The following is a 16,017-nucleotide window of genomic DNA, read 5'->3' as shown; positions in this document are numbered from 1 at the left end:
ACGCAGCGCGGGTCCGAGCGCCGTTAGGAACTCAGTGGCGCGGGCCGCCCGTGGTGTTGCCGAGCTGCTGCTGGTAGCCGGGGCGCGACGGATTGCGGGCGTTCGGGTCGCCGTGGCGCATCGTGTTCATGCGCCGCATCCGGCGGTGGTGCCGGGCCGAGTGATGGCGGTGCATGCGGTAATGCCGATGCATCGCAACGGTCTCGACCATATCAGATCCCGCCAGACCGGGCTGCGCCATCGCCGGCGCGGCCTGCGACGCGACGGTTCCGGCCAGAAGGCCACCGAAGACCACACCCGCGGTTAGAAAAGAACGAACAGACATCGTGGAGTAGCTCCGATCAGCTTCTATGAGCCACCAGCTAAGAAACAAGTGATCGTAATGTTCCGGATCAGGGCGTTAAAAATAATACCCGTTCTTTGGACGGCGTGCGGACCGATGCGGCAGCCGTCGCGTCTCCGGGCGGGACGGTGCCGGGATCGGCGATACCCGTCCGTGCATTGATTTCGGCTCTCACCTCAGCCCGGGCGGCGGGCGAGAAGCCGTGTTCGCTCGGTGGTTCAGAACACGGGTTCAGCACAGGGGTTCAGCACAGGAAGGTGCGGAGGTCGGCGCTGACCGAAGCGGGTTCCTCATGCGCCAGCCAGTGACTGGCCTGCGCGTACCATTGGATGCGCCCCGCGTCGCAGAGAGCGAGACTGGCTTCCGCCAAGCCGGATTGCAGCGCGGTGTCCCGTCGCCCCCAGAGGATCAACGCCGGGACGCGGACCCGGGGCGGCCGCTCCCGGGGAAGTCGCACCAGGGCCCGGTACCAGTTCAGCATGCCGGTCATCGCGTCCGGCTGCAGCCACGCCTCGACGTAGCGGTCGAGGTCGGCCTGCGCGAAGGCGCCGGGGCGGCTTGTGGTCGTCAGCGCGCGGCGCAGGGCCCGGCAGCGATCGGCCGTGAGCAGCCGTTCGGGCAGGTGCGGGATCTGGAACAGGCCGACATAGGTGCTGCGCAGCCATTGGCCCGGATGGTGCCGCATGTAGGTGCCGACCACGGCGGGATGCGGCGCGTTGAGGATCGCCAGCCGGTCGATCCGCTCGGGATGGCGGCTCGCCACCCACCACGCGACGAGGCCGCCCCAATCATGTCCGACCAGGCGGACCGTGGGAGCGCCATAGGCGTCAGCCAGGGCCAGAACGTCGCCTGCCAGACGATCCAGGTGATAGGCGGCGATCCCCGCGGGCTTGTCGCTGAGGCCGTAGCCGCGCTGGTCCGGCGCGATCACCCGCAGACCCGCCTCGGCGAGAGGCCCGATCTGATGGCGCCAGCCGAACCAGAATTCGGGAAAACCGTGCAGCAGGATGGTCGGCGGTCCTGTCTCGGGACCCGCCTCGGCCACGTTCAGGCCCACCTCCGGCAACTCGACCCGGCGCAACCTCACACCCGCGACGGTCATGTTCTCGTGCGCTCCGTCCTGCCCGCCTTGCCGGCGGCGGGAAACGCCTCCGCGTCCAGATCCGATCCGCTCAGAAGCCGAGCGCGCCGCAGGTTTCCGCCTCAGGCGAGAGCTGGTCGCGCAGGCGCTCCGGCGCAGTCCGGGTCCAGAGGCACAGGAGGACGAAGGCGGCCCCGTGCAGGAGGGCGTGCGGTGCGGAGCGATCGTCCGGAGCGGTCCGGTCCCGCTCGGAACCGGTCACGGTGTCGGTCGGAGGCGTCGCAGTGTGGGGCATGGCTCTGATCTCCAAAGGACATCCTGCAGGAGACATCGTCACCGAATGCCCGGAGTTACAGGGCCGAGGGACCCGCGCGTGCGCCGCCGCACGCGGACATCTCAGCGCACCGGGTCCAGCCAGCGCGCGAGCCTCCCGGTCGCAAGGCCGGCGCGGGTTTCCCGGTAGCCGAGTTCCGCCGATTCGCGGAAGCGCGACCAGGCGCGCAGATCGATGCCGGAGAGCTGGGGCTTGAGCACGGCGGTCGCGTGCGCCGCCGCCATCAGGCTCTGGGCGTCGCTCGACACGGTGGCGGCGCGCAGCAGCAGCGGTGCCAGACCCGGCATCGCCAGCGGCGAGCCGATCAGCTTGCGTACGAGCCGGCCGCTCCAGCCGCGCTGCGGCATGTCCTGGAACGCCCGGTCGGTCCCGACATCGACGGCCAGAACCGGTCCGCGCTCCAGCCCGGCGGCGACATCCGCCGGCAGGTTGTTCATCATGCCGCCATCGACCAGGACGCCCTCGTCGCAGAGCACCGGCGGCAGGAGGCCGGGAATCGCGATGCTGGCCCGCAGGGCTTTCGGCAGGTCGCCCGAGCGATGCACCATGGTGCTGCCGGTGGTCAGGTTCGACGAGACGCAGAAGAACGGCAGCCAGAGATCCTCGATACACACCCCCCCGTAACGCGCCGCGAGACCGGTATCGACCTTGGCGCCGCGGGTCAGGGCGTGCAGCGGCAGCGTGTAGTCGTTGATCGGATTGCTGGTGGCGAAGAACGCCTCGATCTGCGCCTGGATCTCCGCGACGTTCCAGCCCATGGCGAGGCTCGCCGCGATGATCGCGCCCATGCTGGTCCCGCCGACGAAATCCGGCGTGCAGGCGACCTCGTCGAGGGCCTTCAGCACCCCGAGATGGGCCAGCCCGCGCGCTCCGCCCCCGCCGAGGACGAGGCCCCGTGCGGCGCCGCTGGCGAGCCGGGCGAGGCGATGCAGATCGCCCCGATTGCCGTCTCGGAGCTGGATTCGCATCGCCGCAGGCAGGGCGGCGACCTCCGGATGCAGGGGCTTCGGGCGCCGGGCCGCCGGATCCTGGCGGACGACGAGATCCATCCGGATCCAATCGGAGCGGACCCGGTCGAGATAGGCCGCCGCGCTGGGCCGCGGCGGCGCGCCGGGCTCGGCCAGGAGCAGGACGTGGTCGCCGCGCCGCTGGCTCTGCCGGCACCAGGGGCAGTCGATGTCGTGCGCTGCGAAGATCGTGCGCGCATGGCCGCCCTCGAAGGCCTGGAACCAGGCCTCGTCAGCCCCCTCCGGCCAGTCGGTGAGACAGCCGGTTGCGCCGGGCAGCAGGGCGTCGAAGGCGCCGGCGAGTTGCCGCGCAACATGGGCCGGATCGGGCCCCTCCGTCACGGCCAGGATCGTGAAGATTCGCGGCGCATGGTGGACCGAATGGCCGTCGTAGATCGCCCGCAGGCGGTCGGCGAGCATCCGGGCGAAGTAGAGGAGCGTATGCGGATGCTCGGCGATGACCGCCTCGAAGGCATCCCGGGTGAGCCGCAGGAGATGCGAATCGCGCAGGGCCACCACGGTGGCCGCCCGCGGAGCGTCCGACAGCAGGGCCATCTCGCCGAAGGTTTCGGGCGGGCGCAGGCGCGCGATCCGGGTCGGCCGCCCGGCGTGGTCGCGGGTGGAGACGCCGACCACGCCGGAGACGAGCGTGTAGAGGGCGTTTCCGGTCTCGCCCTGCTCGAACAGGATCCGGCCACCCGGAACCGCAACCGGCACCATGCGGGCCCGAACGGCCGCGACCGCCGCCGCGTCGAGCCCGGCCAGGAACGGGATCTCGGGGGCGCTCACCCTGCCACCGCCGCGGCGATCGTCTGGCGCAGCCCTGGCGACACATTGAGCCCCATCGTTCCGTCCCCCCTCCCCGTCCGGCGCGCGACGCGCCACCATAGAGCAGGCGTCCCGTCGCTCCGCACCGTGACCGCGGCGCGCATCTGAAACGCTGATCTCTTCGCGCCGCGCCGGCCATCCGCTACAGGCGGAGCAACGCCGGAACCGGGAGGAACGCATGTCGACGGCTGAGCGAATCGCGATCGTGACCGGGGCTGGGACGGGGGTCGGCAAGGCTGCCGCCCTGGCCCTCGCCGGCGCCGGATGGCGCGTCGTGCTTTCGGGGCGGCGTCGGGAGCCCCTGGACGACGTCGCGGCGCAGATCGGCGACGGGGCTCTCGCGGTGCCCACCGACGTGACCGATCCCGACTCGATCGCCGCCCTGTTCGCCCGCACGCGGGCGGAATTCGGCCGCCTCGACCTGCTGTTCAACAATGCCGGCATCGGCGCCCCGGCGGTTCCGCTGGAGGATCTGCCGCTCGAGACTTGGCGGCAGGTGGTCGATACCAACCTCACCGCCCTGTTCCTGTGCACGCAGCATGCCTTTCGGATCATGCGCGATCAGAATCCCCGGGGCGGGCGGATCATCAATAACGGCTCGATCTCGGCGCACGCGCCCCGGCCGAATTCCATCGCCTACACGGCGACCAAGCACGCCGTGACGGGGCTGACCAAGGCGACTTCCCTCGATGGGCGCGCCTATGACATCGCCTGCGGACAGATCGACATCGGCAATGCCGACACGCCCATGGGCGGAAAGATGAAGGCCGGTGTCCCGCAGGCGGACGGCTCCCTGCGTGCCGAGGCGGTGATGGATCCCGACCATGTGGGTCAGGCGGTGCTCTCGATGGCGAGCCTGCCGCTGGAGGCGAACGTGCAGTTCATGACGATCATGGCCACCAAGATGCCGTTCGTCGGGCGCGGCTGAGCCGCCCCGGATTCGCGACGGTCGGCCGCCGTCGATGGGCGGCCCCGGTCATGCCGGTGCTGTCCAGGTACGCCTCCTGCGGTGCGTTTGCAGCGCTACGCCCGGAACCGACCGGACATGGTCGCGCCGGTCGCTCCGCGGCCCCATGGTCGAGCCTCGTTCCAGGGGCGGATCGCGATCGCGGCCGCCGGAACGTCGCTGATCGCGCGAAGCACGCACAGCGCGTTGCGCATGAAGGCGAACCCTGAATCGATCCGGCGAGCCGGCCGGGCCGATCACGTCGTCGCAATCTTCTCCTGTCCGATCGGGATGCCGCCCAGCACGGCGACAGCGAAGCGGTGACCCCGACAGGCGACCTCGTCGTGTCCGATGGTCGCCCGATCGCGGCCGAGAGGCGGCCGTCAGCGCCCTGATACTCGACCTGCCGCGCAAGGCTCTCGCGCCCGGCACAGCCACGTATTTTTGACGCGCAAAGCCAGGCGGGCCGATTGACGGCCCAATTCATAACTCATACAAATCGGTCACGAAAAACGGGTTGGATGCAGCCAATTCCATAGGAGAGGAGATCGCGCGTCTCGCGCGCTGACGTCGGCGGTTCCGGGAGGCGACCTTTTGAAGAGCCCGATGTCCAGTTAAAAAGTCTCAATGGGCCCGGCGAATAGATATGTGCAGCCGTTTCTCGCGCCACATGTCGGCTGTATCGCAGTGGACGTCCGGTTGCATCGGCGTTTGTGACAATAAAACGGTTCGTTGAGTTCGTATTTCGCGATCTCGGCAAAGCGAGATCGTCAATTTGATCGGATAAATATAATGATAAGAAGGGGGAAAATCATGATCGTCAAGCAGTGGATTTCCGGGATAGCCAAGAAGAAATTGCGCTCCGGACCGTCAATCCTGAGTGCTGCGCTTCTGGGGGCGCTCGCCGTGACATCGGCACAGGCCGCGGGCAGCGATCCCATCGGTGTCGCCATGCCGACGAAATCCTCCCAGCGCTGGATCGACGACGGCAACAACATCGTCCGATTGCTGAAGGCCAAAGGCTACAAACCCGACCTGCAATACGCGGACGACGACATCCCGACGCAGCTCGCCCAGATCGAGAACATGCTCACCAAGGGGGCAAAGATCTTGGTGGTCGCCTCCATCGACGGCACGACCCTGAGTGATGTCCTGGCCAAGGCGCATGAACGGGGCGTCACCGTCATCGCCTATGACCGGCTGATCAAGGGAACGCCGAACGTTGATTACTATGCGACTTTCGACAACTATAAGGTAGGCGTTCAGCAGGCCACGTCGATTGTCGACGCCCTCGGACTGAAGGAGGGCAAGGGGCCCTTCAACATCGAGCTGTTCGGCGGTTCGCCCGACGACAATAACGCATACTTTTTCTACGACGGCGCCCTGTCGGTGCTGAAACCCTACCTGGATTCGAAGAAGCTCGTGGTCCGCTCGGGCCAGTTCGGCATGGACAAGGTCTCGATCCTGCGGTGGGATCCGGCGACTGCCCAGGCCCGGATGGATAACCTGCTCTCGGCCTATTACGGCACCGCGCATCTCGATGCCGTGCTGTCGCCCTATGACGGCATCTCCACGGCCATCCTCTCCTCGGTCAAGAGCGTGGGCTACGGGTCCGGCGGTGTGACGTTGCCGGTGGTCAGCGGCCAGGATGCCGAGCTGCAATCGGTCAAGTCGATCATCGCGGGCGAGCAGACGGCCACGATCTTCAAGGACACCCGGGATCTGGCGAAAGTGACGGTGGCGATGATCGACGCCATCGAGGCTGTCCAGCAGCCCGAGGTCAACGACGTGAAGACCTACAACAACGGCAAGAAGATCGTCCCGTCCTACCTGCTGACGCCGGTGATCGTCACCAAGGCCAACTGGAAATCGGCCCTCGTCGATACGGGCTACTACAGCCTCGACCAGCTCAAGTGATCGAAGCCTGGCCGGAGCCCGCCGGCTCCGGCGATTCCCATCCTCGCGCCGCACGAGCCGGCGCGGGGGCCGAAGGTGCAGTCCGAGCTGGTAGGCGTCGCATGCAGCCCGTCCTCGAAATGCGGGGAATCTCCAAGACCTTCCCCGGCGTGAAGGCCCTCGACGACGTCAACCTCACCGTCGAGCCCGCCGAGATCCTCGCCCTCGTCGGCGAGAACGGTGCCGGGAAATCGACGCTGATGAAGGTTCTGAGCGGCGTCTATCCCCACGGATCCTACGCGGGCTGCATCACCTATGAGGGCCGGCCCGGCCAGTTCCGGAACATCTCCGACAGCGAGCGCCTCGGAATCGTCATCATCCACCAGGAACTGGCCCTGGTCCCCTATCTGTCGATCGCCGAGAACATCTTCCTCGGCAACGAGCCGGCCCGCTTCGGGATCATCGACCGGGGCCGGGTTTCCGCTCGGGCGCGTGAGCTGATGGCGATGGTGGGCCTCGATGAGAGCCCCGACACCCTTGTCACCCATCTCGGTGTCGGCAAGCAGCAACTCGTGGAGATCGCCAAGGCGCTCTCCAAGGAGGTCAAGCTGCTGATCCTCGATGAGCCGACCGCGAGCCTCAGCGAGACGGACAGCGAAGCCCTGCTGCAGCTTCTGCTGCGCTTCAAGGCGCAGGGCATCGCCTCGATCCTGATCTCCCACAAGCTCAACGAGATCGCGAAGGTGGCCGACCGGATTACCGTCCTGCGCGACGGCACCACCGTCGAGACCCTCGACTGCCGCAGCGGCGCTGTCGATGAGGACCGCATCATCCGGGCCATGGTCGGTCGCACGCTGGAGAACCGCTATCCGGTGCGGACGCCGCGGATCGGCGACCTGCTGATCGAGGTCTGCGGCTGGACCGTTCACCACCCGCTTCACGGCGATCGCGCGGTGGTGCGCGACGTCAGCCTGACCCTGCGCAGGGGCGAGATCGTCGGGATCGCCGGCCTGATGGGCGCGGGCCGAACGGAACTCGCCATGAGCCTCTTCGGCCGCTCCTACGGTCAGGGCATCCGCGGCACCGTCCGGATCGCTGGCGCCGAAGTCGACGTCTCGACGATCGACCGGGCGATCGCTGCGGGCATCGCCTACGTGACCGAGGACCGCAAGCAGCTCGGGCTCGTGCTGGGCGAGGACATCGCCCGGAACACGACCTTGGCGAACCTTCCGGGAATCTCCACCGCGACGGTGATCGACGAGGAGGCCGAGCAGCGGGTCGCCGGCGGCTATCGCACCAAGATGCGCATCCGCTCCTTCGGGGTGACGCAGCAGACCGTCAATCTGTCCGGCGGCAACCAGCAGAAGGTCGTGCTGAGCAAGTGGCTGTTCACCCAGCCCAAGGTGCTGATCCTCGACGAGCCAACCCGGGGCATCGATGTCGGCGCCAAGTACGAAATCTACAGCATCATCAACGAACTGGCCGAAGACGGGCGCGGTGTCCTGATGATCTCTTCGGAGATGCCGGAGCTGCTCGGCCTCTGCGACCGCATCTACGTCATGAACGAGGGACGCTTCGTCGCCGAGTTCTCGCGCGCCGAGGCCAGCCAGGAAGCGATCATGCGCGCGATCATGCGCTCCAAGGGCCTGAACGGATGACCGACATCACGATGAGCAAGTCCATGCTTCCCGGCGGCGACGTTGGCGGCGACACGGCCGCAAGCGAGCCGCGGGGCCGACCCGGCCGGCTGCCGATGGCGCAGTTGCGGACCTACGGGCTGCTCTTCGCGCTGGCGGTGATCACGGTGTTCTTCGAAGTCGCCACCGGCGGCGTCCTGTTCCAGCCGCTGAACCTGACCAACCTCATCCTGCAGAACAGCTACGTCGTCGTGATGGCGCTCGGGATGCTGCTCGTCATCGTGGCCGGCCACATCGATCTGTCGATCGGATCCGTGGTCGGCTTCGTCGGCGCGCTCGCGGCGCTGCTGATGGTCCGCTTCGGTTTCGACCCGCTCTCCGCCTCCCTTCTGTGCCTCGCGGTCGGCGCGGTCATCGGCGGATTGCAGGGCTACTTCGTGGCCTATCTCGCCATACCGAGCTTCATCGTCACCCTGTCCGGAATGATGGTGTTCCGAGGCCTGACCCAGGTGCTGCTGCAGGGCACCTCCATCGGCCCCTTTCCGGAAGTGTTCCAGCTGCTGGCCAAGGGCTTCCTCTCCAACTTCGCCGGACCTGCGACGTCCCTCCTGATCGCGCTTGTCTTCGTCGCCTCGCTGGTCGGTTTGAACTGGCGGCGGCGGCAGGCGCAGGTGAGGACCGGAGAGGCGGCGCAGAGCTTGGCGAGCTTCATCGGCCGCAACGGTGTCACCGCCGTCCTCATCCTTGCCTTCGCGTGGCAGATGAGTGCCTATCGGGGCCTGCCCAACGTCCTGCTCGTCCTGCTGGCGCTGGTGATGCTCTACGGCTTCGTCACCACGCGGACGACGATCGGGCGCCGGATCTATGCGTTGGGCGGCAATATCAAGGCGGCCCGCCTCTCCGGCATCAAGACCGAGCGCCTCACCTTCCTGACCTTTGCCAATATGGGTGCGCTCGCCGGCCTCGCCGGCATGATCTTCGTCGCCCGGCTCAACACCGCGAACTCGAAGGCCGGCGTCGGCTTGGAGCTCGACGTGATCGCGGCTTGCTTCATCGGCGGCGCCTCCGCGGCCGGCGGCATCGGCAAGGTGTCGGGCGTGGTGATCGGCGCGTTCATCATCGGCATCATGAACAACGGCATGTCGATCCTGGGAATCGGCGTCGACTGGCAGCAGGTGATCAAGGGCGTCGTACTGCTCGCCGCCGTGTGCCTGGATGTCCACAACAAAAACAACCGGCTCTGAACAGCCGGTCCGCGCCGCGACAGACCGAGACCGGACCACGTCCGCGCAAGCGGCCCGCGCGGGTCCGCTTCCCCCGGATCCGAATGGAACGGTGCCGATCTGTGCCGATGCGCTGCGGGCGCAAGGCCCGCAGCCCCGCGGGCGCCCATGTCCCGCAGGCCAGCGCCGCCCTGCGGCTCTCGCGGCGGCGCACCGGACCCACGAAGCCGCCGCGCCTGATCCGGGCGGCTTCACCCGTCCGGCCTTCCTCCGCCCCCCACCGGATCGACGCCGATAGGGGACGGCACTGCCGAAACGCTCAGGTCTTGCGCGCCACCGTGAAGCGGGCGGCGTCACGCAGGATGCGCGCGCCCTCGCCCCAGGACGAGACCGCGTCCTCGCAGACGCCGACGAGGCGGTCGCATTCGGCGCGCGCGCCGTCGATGCCGAGACGATCGACCAGCGTCGCCTTGCCGGCATCCTTGTCCTTGCCGGTGGCCTTGCCCATGGCCTCCGGCGAGGCCTCCCGGTCGAGGATGTCGTCGGCGATCTGGAAGGCCTGGCCCAGGGCGAGGCCGTAGCGCAGCAGGGCGGCCCGCTGGCTCTCGTCGGCTCCGCCGACGATTGCGCCGGCCTCGACCGAGAAGGCCAGGATCGCCCCGGTCTTCATCGCCTGCATCCGCAGGGTGTCGTCCACGTCCATGTTGGCAACGCCGAACCGGCCCTCGGCGGTGAGGTCGAGAAGCTGGCCGCCGACCATGCCGCCCAGGCCCGAGGCACGGGCAAGGCCGAGGACGAGGTCGGCGCGGATCCGCGCCTCCGGCTGCCAGGTCGGATCGGCCACGATCTCGAAGGCCAAAGTCTGCAGAGCGTCGCCGACCAGGATGGCGGTGGCTTCGTCATAGGCCTTGTGCACCGTCGGTTTGCCGCGGCGCATGTCGTCATCGTCCATGGCCGGCAGATCGTCGTGGACGAGACTGTAGCAATGGATCAACTCGACCCCCGCACCGGCCGCGAGGGCCGCAGCTTCGGAGCCGCCCAGCATCCGCGCCGTCTCGATGGCGAGGAACGGCCGCAGACGCTTGCCGCCGCCGAGCACCGCGTGGCGCATGGCCTCCATCAGGCGGGACGGCCGTGCGATCTCGCCGGGGCCGACGTCCGGTCCGAGGCGCCCGACCAGGAAGGTCTCGACCTTCCCGGCGACCTCCGTCAACCTGTGGGTAAAATCGACAGCTGGCGTGCCTGCCTTGACCGAACCGGTCGGTGCCTGCGTTGAGGGGGTCGGGGTCATCGGGCGCTACGTCCGGTCCTGGCCTTAGAAACCAATCGAGCGTCAGTTGAGCGGGAACGAACTCACGGTGGATGGGGCGGGACGCAGGCGAGAGACGGCAGGTCGTGACCTTCCGCTCGCGCGCCCGCGGCGCTCCCGCCCGGTCCGCCGGATCGTCGGGATGCTGCTCCTGCTCCCCGCGATCGGATTCGTCCTCACGCTGACGTTGGCGCTCGTCTATAGCGCGGTGATGCCGCCGTCGACCCTGATGCTCGGGCGGTGGTTGACGCTTCAACCGGTGAGCCGCGATCCGGTCCCGCTCTCGGGCATCGCGCCCGTCCTGCCGCTGGCGGTGATCGCCTCCGAGGATCAGCGCTTCTGCCTCGATCACGGCGTCGATTTCGGGGCGATCCGCGACGTGGTCGACGATGAGGATTCGCCGAGCCGCGGCGCCTCGACCATCGCCATGCAGACGGTCAAGAACGTCTTCCTGTGGCCGGGCCGGTCCTACATCCGCAAGGCGGTCGAGATCCCGCTGGCTCTGGCGCTCGACACGCTCTGGGGCAAGCGCCGGATGATGGAGATCTACCTCAACGTCGCCGAGTGGGGCGACGGTATCTACGGGGCGCAGGCGGCGAGCCGGCACTGGTTCGGCAAGGACGCGAGCCGGCTGACCCGGAACGAGGCCGCCCTCCTCGCCGCCGTCCTGCCCAATCCGATCACCCGCAGCGCCGGTCGCCCCTCTCCGGGCGTGCGCCGCCGCGCAGCGCGGATCCAGGCCATGATGGGTCAGATCGATGGGCTCACCGGCTGCGTGCGGCGATAGCGGCCCGGTCCCGGTCAGGGTCGCGATCGTCGGCTGTTTCGGGGCCGCCGCTGACGGGATGGATGCCTGGCCAACAGCGGGTGAGCTACAGTCGTGCGGATCCGGCTGAGTCCAGAGCCCCGGACCGAGCGTTGCGGCATCGTCCGTGCCGTGCGCCCTGACAGCCGCGCCGTCCGCAATCCGGTTTTCAGCGGCGGCGGATCGAACCATAGCCGATCCCGATTTCAATCCGGGCGCGCTGCGTGCCCGTTTGAAGTCTGAAGGGTTCGCGCCGGGCGCGTCACTTTGTGTAAAGTACGCGTTGCGGGGCGTGCCGCCCCGCTGCAGCTCGGCGCGAACGTGTCCACAATCGGCCGTTGCCTTGTCGGCGAAGGGCGCTGCCTCGCGCCGAGCACTGAAATGCGTGATCGCCGTCGGACTCTCAGCTTGGCGTAAGAATTTCCCTGCGTCGCAAGGGTGCTTCCTCGGCTTAAGCTCAAGAAAAGGAATTACTATGCCATTATATTAAGTCGATATTCTGCGGCGAGCAATATGACATTGCGGATTTAATGCAAATATTTGTATCGTATATATCTCAAAAATCAGAAAATCTTACGCCAATTCGTGGGCAATTTATCGGGTTCTGTAATCGATTCGTCGCCGGCGCGCGGCTCATTTCGAAACAGATCTTTCCACTGGTGCCCCTCCGGCACAATCGCCCGCGAACGCCCGATCTCCACGATATCGGCTGGATGGACGTCGGCCGGAACTGTGCCCGCTTTCACGAGGCGAACGGCGTGGCTGCGATCGCTGGTGAGGACCGGTGAGCGGATCATACGCGGAGCCGCCTTCGCAGAGTTGGGAGAGCCGCTTGGTACATCCCTCGGCCGGGCCTGCTCACTCAAAGAGCATCGGAGTCGGCAGCGGTAGCAACGGCCGAATCCGGTCTGTAAGAGGAGCGTCACCCCCTGAGGACGCGGACCCACACACGATGAGCGATGCCGTCTACGACCTGAGCCTGGAGCGCATCGCCCTCATCCGCCGGATGGTCGTTGCCTGGGATGGCGCCGAGCCCGGGGCGCCGACCGTTCACCCGGCGGCGCCCTATGGCAGCCTGGATCGCGACGGCGACATCGCCAACGTCACCGGGGACGACGAGGGCGCCGAGGAGGAGCACCGGTCGCTCGAGGACGGCCTCGCCGTCTTCGTTCAGAACGCGCAGCTGAAGCCGGGTCGATACCAGTACCACAATGGCTTGGCGAAGCTCGATCCGGGCGCGGTCGGCGACGTTTTCCGGGATGCGGCGACCGGCGAGACGCCGGACGTCATCACCTTCGCGGTGACTCCGGAGCACCTGGCCTTGATCCCCCGGCTCAATGTCGGCTGGAACGCGGCACAGGGTGTTCCGCACGTCGACCCGCAGCGGCCCTACGGCGAAGACGCCTCCTACACCGCCGCCATGACACGCCATCTCGCCGCGGTGGCCGGGGCGGCCGCGAACGACGACGACGATTCGGAGGCGCGGCTGGTGCGCCTCCATCGCGAGCTGCAGCCGGCCCTGCAGATCTTCCTGCGCTACGCCGATCTCGGGCCCGGCGCCTTCCGGCGGTCGGCTGCGGGCTGGCAGCCCGCCTGACGCGCTGCGGCGTCGGCGGGCCCCGGCGAGCCTCAGCCCTCGCGCTTCTTGCGCTGTGCCAGGGTGCGCAGCCGGAGCGCGTTGAGCTTGATGAAGCCCGCCGCGTCGCGGTGGTCGTAGGCGACGGCGCCTTCCTCGAAGGTCACGAGATCCTGGTCGTAGAGCGAGTGCGGGCTCTCACGGCCGATCACGTGGACGCCGCCCTTGTAGAGCTTCAGCCGCACCGTACCGGTGACCTTTTCCTGGCTCTTGTCGATCAGCGCCTGGAGCATCTCGCGCTCCGGCGAGAACCAGAAGCCGTTGTAGATCAGCTCCGCGTATTGCGGCATGAGCTGGTCCTTCAGGTGCGCGGCGCCGCGATCGAGGGTGATCGATTCGATGGCGCGGTGCGCCGGCAGCAGGATCGTACCGCCCGGTGTCTCGTACATGCCGCGGCTCTTCATGCCGACGAAGCGGTTCTCCACGAGGTCGAGCCGGCCGATGCCGTTGGCGCGGCCGAGTTCGTTGAGCTTCGCCAGCAGGTTCGCGGGCGACAGCGCCTCCCCGTCGATCGAGACCGCGTCGCCGCGCTCGAAGCCGATCGTGACGACGGTCGGCTGGTCGGGGGCCTCCTCGGGGGAGAGGGTGCGCGAGTAGACGTAGTCTGGCACCTCGATCGCCGGATCCTCCAGCACCTTGCCCTCGGATGAGGCGTGCAGGAGGTTCGCGTCCACCGAGAAGGGGCTCTCGCCGCGCTTGTCCTTGGCAATCGGGATCTGGTGCTGCTCGGCGAAAGCGATGAGCTGCTCACGGGAGCGCAGGTCCCACTCGCGCCAGGGCGCGATGACCGTGACATCCGGCTTCAGGGCGTAATAGCCGAGTTCGAAGCGGACCTGATCGTTCCCCTTCCCGGTCGCTCCGTGGCATACCGCGTCGGCCCCGACCCTCTCGGCGATCTCGATCTGCTTCTTGGCGATCAGCGGCCGGGCGATCGAAGTGCCGAGCAGGTAGACGCCTTCGTAGACGGCGTTCGCCCGGAACATCGGGAAGACGTAATCGCGGACGAACTCCTCGCGCAGATCCTCGATGAAGATGTTCTCGGGCTTGATGCCCAGCAGCTCCGCCTTGCGGCGGGCCGGCTCCAGCTCCTCCCCCTGGCCGAGATCGGCCGTGAAGGTCACGACCTCGCAGCCGTAGGTGGTCTGCAGCCACTTCAGGATGATCGATGTGTCGAGGCCGCCGGAATAGGCCAGCACGACCTTCTTCACGGGGCTCTTCGCGGGAACGGACATGCGACTTCCGGAACTGAGGCGGGGCGTCAGCGGCTTATCGCGGGTGTCACCGGCCTGCAACCGGCGCGCCGTCTCGCGCGTAGCTCTGATGGCGAGAGATCGGCCGCGTTTCGCCTCACGGTGGCCTTGCGGCCGTGCGAGAAATGGCGCGGGCGTTGCCAGTCGTCATCGCCGCAAGAGTGCATCGGAGAAGCGAAGTCTATGGCGCGCCAGCCAATTTTGGAGTTCTGGTACGAATTCGCCTCCACCTACTCCTACCTCGCCGCGATGCGCGTCGAGGCGGCGGCGTCCGAGGCGGGCGTGGCGATCCGGTGGCGCCCGTTCCTGGTCGGGCCGCTCTTCGCGGCGCAGGGCTGGACGACCTCGCCCTTCAATCTCTACCCGGCCAAGGGCAAGAACATGTGGCGGGACGTCGAGCGCGAGGCTGCACGGCTCGGCCTGCCGCCGGTGACGCGCCCCGCGCAGTTTCCGCAGAACAGCCTCAGTGCCGTGCGGGTGGCGATCCTGGGCCAGGACCAGGACTGGCTCGTGCCGTTCTCGAAGGCGGTGTTCACCGCGAGTTTCGCCGAGGGCCGCTCGATCGCGGAGCCCGCGGCCGTGACCCAGATCGTCGATTCGCTCGGGCTCGACGGGACCCAGACCGTGCGCGCCGCCGCCGCGGAGGCCAACAAGACGAAGCTGCGGGTCAGCGTCGAGGAGGCGCGGTCCCGTGGGATCTACGGGGCGCCCACGTTCCTGGCCGATGACGGCGAGTTGTTCTGGGGCAATGACCGCCTGGAGCAGGCGCTGGCCTGGGCGACCGGCGACCGGCCGAAGGGGCTGCGGTAGCGCCACCGTCACGCCGATACGCCATCAAACCGACTCGCCTCCCTGATTCTGGTCCGGCTTCGCTTCGGCGCGACCGGAGCGGAACCCCGATGCTTTGGACGTGTCCCATGCCTGTTTCCCGTCGCCTGATCCTCGCCGCCGCCGGCATCCTGCTGGGTTCGGGTTTCGGACGGGCGGCTGCGCAATCCTATGGCCAGCGCGTCGCGGTCACGGGCGATGACGGCAAGGCGGTGGCGAACTCGATCCTGCCGGGCGAGATCACCGGGCAGATTCCGGCCTTGCGCGGGGTCACCTATGTGGGACCGCGGGACGCCGCGACCACGCTCTACGAATTCTTCGACTTCAACTGCCCGTATTGCCGGAAGGCCGCCGCCGACGTGGTCGCCCTGCATGCCGGCGATGCGGACCTGCGCATCGGGCTTGTCCACAACCCGATCCTGTCGCCGCAATCGGCTCAGGCCGCCAAGGTGATGCTGGCCGTGCAGCGCAAGCTCGGCTCGGACGCCGCCTGGCGCTTCTATCAGACGCTGCTCGCCAAGCCCGGCCGCATCGACGGGCCCGGGGCGCTCGCCGCCGCGGCCGCGCTGGGGATCCCGCAGGCGGAGGTCGAGGCGATCGCCGACAGCGAGGAGGTGCGCGCGGCGCTCAAGAGCCAGATGCGCATGGCGGCGGATCTCGGCCTCTACGCGACGCCCTCCTACGTGCTCGGTAACAACGGCATCCTGGGCCATCCGGGCGCGCGCGCCATGGCGCAGATGATCGCGAGCGTCCGGCGCTGCGACCGGCTCGCCTGCTGAGGCAGCTCCGGCGTCACACTTCCGCCGTCGTCACGCGCTGCGCGGTGCGCCTGCCGTGTTGCGTGCGGCCATGCTGGCATGCTAGGCGGTCGCCGCGCCGCGAGGACAGGTCTTG

Annotated in this window: 16 protein-coding genes; 9 read left to right on the top strand and 7 right to left on the bottom strand. The window is 68.0% G+C overall.

Annotated elements, in window-relative coordinates:
- Window positions 1-31: 31 nt before the first annotated feature.
- The 4 genes from P9K36_RS04505 to P9K36_RS04490 all read right to left on the bottom strand — a co-directional run bounded on the left by P9K36_RS04505 (window position 32) and on the right by P9K36_RS04490 (window position 3,554).
- A complete protein-coding gene (locus P9K36_RS04505; protein WP_043755719.1) occupies window positions 32-325 on the bottom strand; it encodes a hypothetical protein in 294 nt (97 codons plus the stop codon).
- A gap of 262 nt (window positions 326-587) precedes the next feature.
- On the bottom strand, window positions 588-1,445 hold the full coding sequence (locus P9K36_RS04500) for an alpha/beta hydrolase (protein WP_111474220.1): 858 nt from the start codon (window positions 1,443-1,445) through the stop codon (window positions 588-590).
- 70 nt (window positions 1,446-1,515) lie between these two features.
- A complete protein-coding gene (locus P9K36_RS04495) occupies window positions 1,516-1,719 on the bottom strand; it encodes a hypothetical protein (RefSeq protein WP_043356522.1) in 204 nt (67 codons plus the stop codon).
- A 101-nt stretch (window positions 1,720-1,820) separates the two neighbouring features.
- Window positions 1,821-3,554 (bottom strand): patatin-like phospholipase family protein, encoded by a 1,734-nt coding sequence (locus tag P9K36_RS04490; RefSeq protein WP_111474221.1) that lies wholly within the window; start codon window positions 3,552-3,554, stop codon window positions 1,821-1,823.
- A gap of 217 nt (window positions 3,555-3,771) precedes the next feature.
- Here P9K36_RS04490 and P9K36_RS04485 point away from each other — a divergent pair, with 217 nt between their 5' ends.
- The 5 genes from P9K36_RS04485 to mmsB all read left to right on the top strand — a co-directional run bounded on the left by P9K36_RS04485 (window position 3,772) and on the right by mmsB (window position 9,316).
- Complete coding sequence (locus tag P9K36_RS04485) at window positions 3,772-4,521, top strand: SDR family oxidoreductase (RefSeq protein WP_043356518.1); 750 nt, start codon at window positions 3,772-3,774, stop codon at window positions 4,519-4,521.
- Window positions 4,522-4,638: 117 nt separating this feature from the next.
- Window positions 4,639-4,863 (top strand): hypothetical protein, encoded by a 225-nt coding sequence (locus P9K36_RS04480; protein WP_043356509.1) that lies wholly within the window; start codon window positions 4,639-4,641, stop codon window positions 4,861-4,863.
- A gap of 531 nt (window positions 4,864-5,394) precedes the next feature.
- Window positions 5,395-6,456, top strand: coding sequence for a multiple monosaccharide ABC transporter substrate-binding protein (chvE, locus tag P9K36_RS04475; RefSeq protein WP_043760772.1), 1,062 nt, complete (start codon window positions 5,395-5,397; stop codon window positions 6,454-6,456).
- A 101-nt stretch (window positions 6,457-6,557) separates the two neighbouring features.
- Window positions 6,558-8,093 (top strand): multiple monosaccharide ABC transporter ATP-binding protein, encoded by a 1,536-nt coding sequence (mmsA, locus tag P9K36_RS04470; protein WP_043755711.1) that lies wholly within the window; start codon window positions 6,558-6,560, stop codon window positions 8,091-8,093.
- A gap of 95 nt (window positions 8,094-8,188) precedes the next feature.
- Window positions 8,189-9,316 (top strand): multiple monosaccharide ABC transporter permease, encoded by a 1,128-nt coding sequence (gene mmsB / locus P9K36_RS04465; protein ID WP_236962144.1) that lies wholly within the window; start codon window positions 8,189-8,191, stop codon window positions 9,314-9,316.
- A 298-nt stretch (window positions 9,317-9,614) separates the two neighbouring features.
- Here mmsB and P9K36_RS04460 read toward each other — a convergent pair whose 3' ends face one another.
- Entirely contained in the window at window positions 9,615-10,586 is a 972-nt protein-coding gene (locus tag P9K36_RS04460; RefSeq protein WP_043755707.1) for a polyprenyl synthetase family protein, read from the bottom strand.
- 160 nt (window positions 10,587-10,746) lie between these two features.
- On the opposite strand from P9K36_RS04460, the gene mtgA reads away from it, so the two are divergent.
- A complete protein-coding gene (gene mtgA, locus P9K36_RS04455; protein ID WP_043356502.1) occupies window positions 10,747-11,391 on the top strand; it encodes a monofunctional biosynthetic peptidoglycan transglycosylase in 645 nt (214 codons plus the stop codon).
- A 581-nt stretch (window positions 11,392-11,972) separates the two neighbouring features.
- On the opposite strand, the gene P9K36_RS04450 is transcribed toward mtgA, so the two are convergent.
- Window positions 11,973-12,206, bottom strand: coding sequence for an AbrB/MazE/SpoVT family DNA-binding domain-containing protein (locus P9K36_RS04450; protein ID WP_100793906.1), 234 nt, complete (start codon window positions 12,204-12,206; stop codon window positions 11,973-11,975).
- A gap of 155 nt (window positions 12,207-12,361) precedes the next feature.
- On the opposite strand from P9K36_RS04450, the gene P9K36_RS04445 reads away from it, so the two are divergent.
- Window positions 12,362-13,006 carry a hypothetical protein gene (locus P9K36_RS04445; RefSeq protein ID WP_043356500.1) on the top strand — a complete coding sequence of 215 codons (645 nt, stop codon included), beginning with the start codon at window positions 12,362-12,364 and terminating at the stop codon, window positions 13,004-13,006.
- A gap of 32 nt (window positions 13,007-13,038) precedes the next feature.
- On the opposite strand, the gene P9K36_RS04440 is transcribed toward P9K36_RS04445, so the two are convergent.
- A complete protein-coding gene (locus P9K36_RS04440; protein ID WP_043356498.1) occupies window positions 13,039-14,277 on the bottom strand; it encodes an argininosuccinate synthase in 1,239 nt (412 codons plus the stop codon).
- A gap of 201 nt (window positions 14,278-14,478) precedes the next feature.
- Between P9K36_RS04440 and P9K36_RS04435 the strand changes: the two genes are divergently transcribed.
- Both P9K36_RS04435 and P9K36_RS04430 read left to right on the top strand, forming a co-directional pair.
- Window positions 14,479-15,105: a 2-hydroxychromene-2-carboxylate isomerase gene (locus tag P9K36_RS04435; protein ID WP_043755705.1), complete on the top strand. Its 627-nt coding sequence runs from the start codon at window positions 14,479-14,481 to the stop codon at window positions 15,103-15,105.
- Window positions 15,106-15,212: 107 nt separating this feature from the next.
- Window positions 15,213-15,902: a DsbA family protein gene (locus P9K36_RS04430; protein WP_111474222.1), complete on the top strand. Its 690-nt coding sequence runs from the start codon at window positions 15,213-15,215 to the stop codon at window positions 15,900-15,902.
- The last annotated feature ends 115 nt before the right edge of the window (window positions 15,903-16,017 follow it).

Source organism: Methylobacterium sp. 391_Methyba4, from assembly GCF_029691625.1.
GTDB lineage: Bacteria > Pseudomonadota > Alphaproteobacteria > Rhizobiales > Beijerinckiaceae > Methylobacterium > Methylobacterium fujisawaense.
Note: the sequence above shows the minus strand (reverse complement) of the source record. Positions and strands in the feature narration are given on the sequence as shown.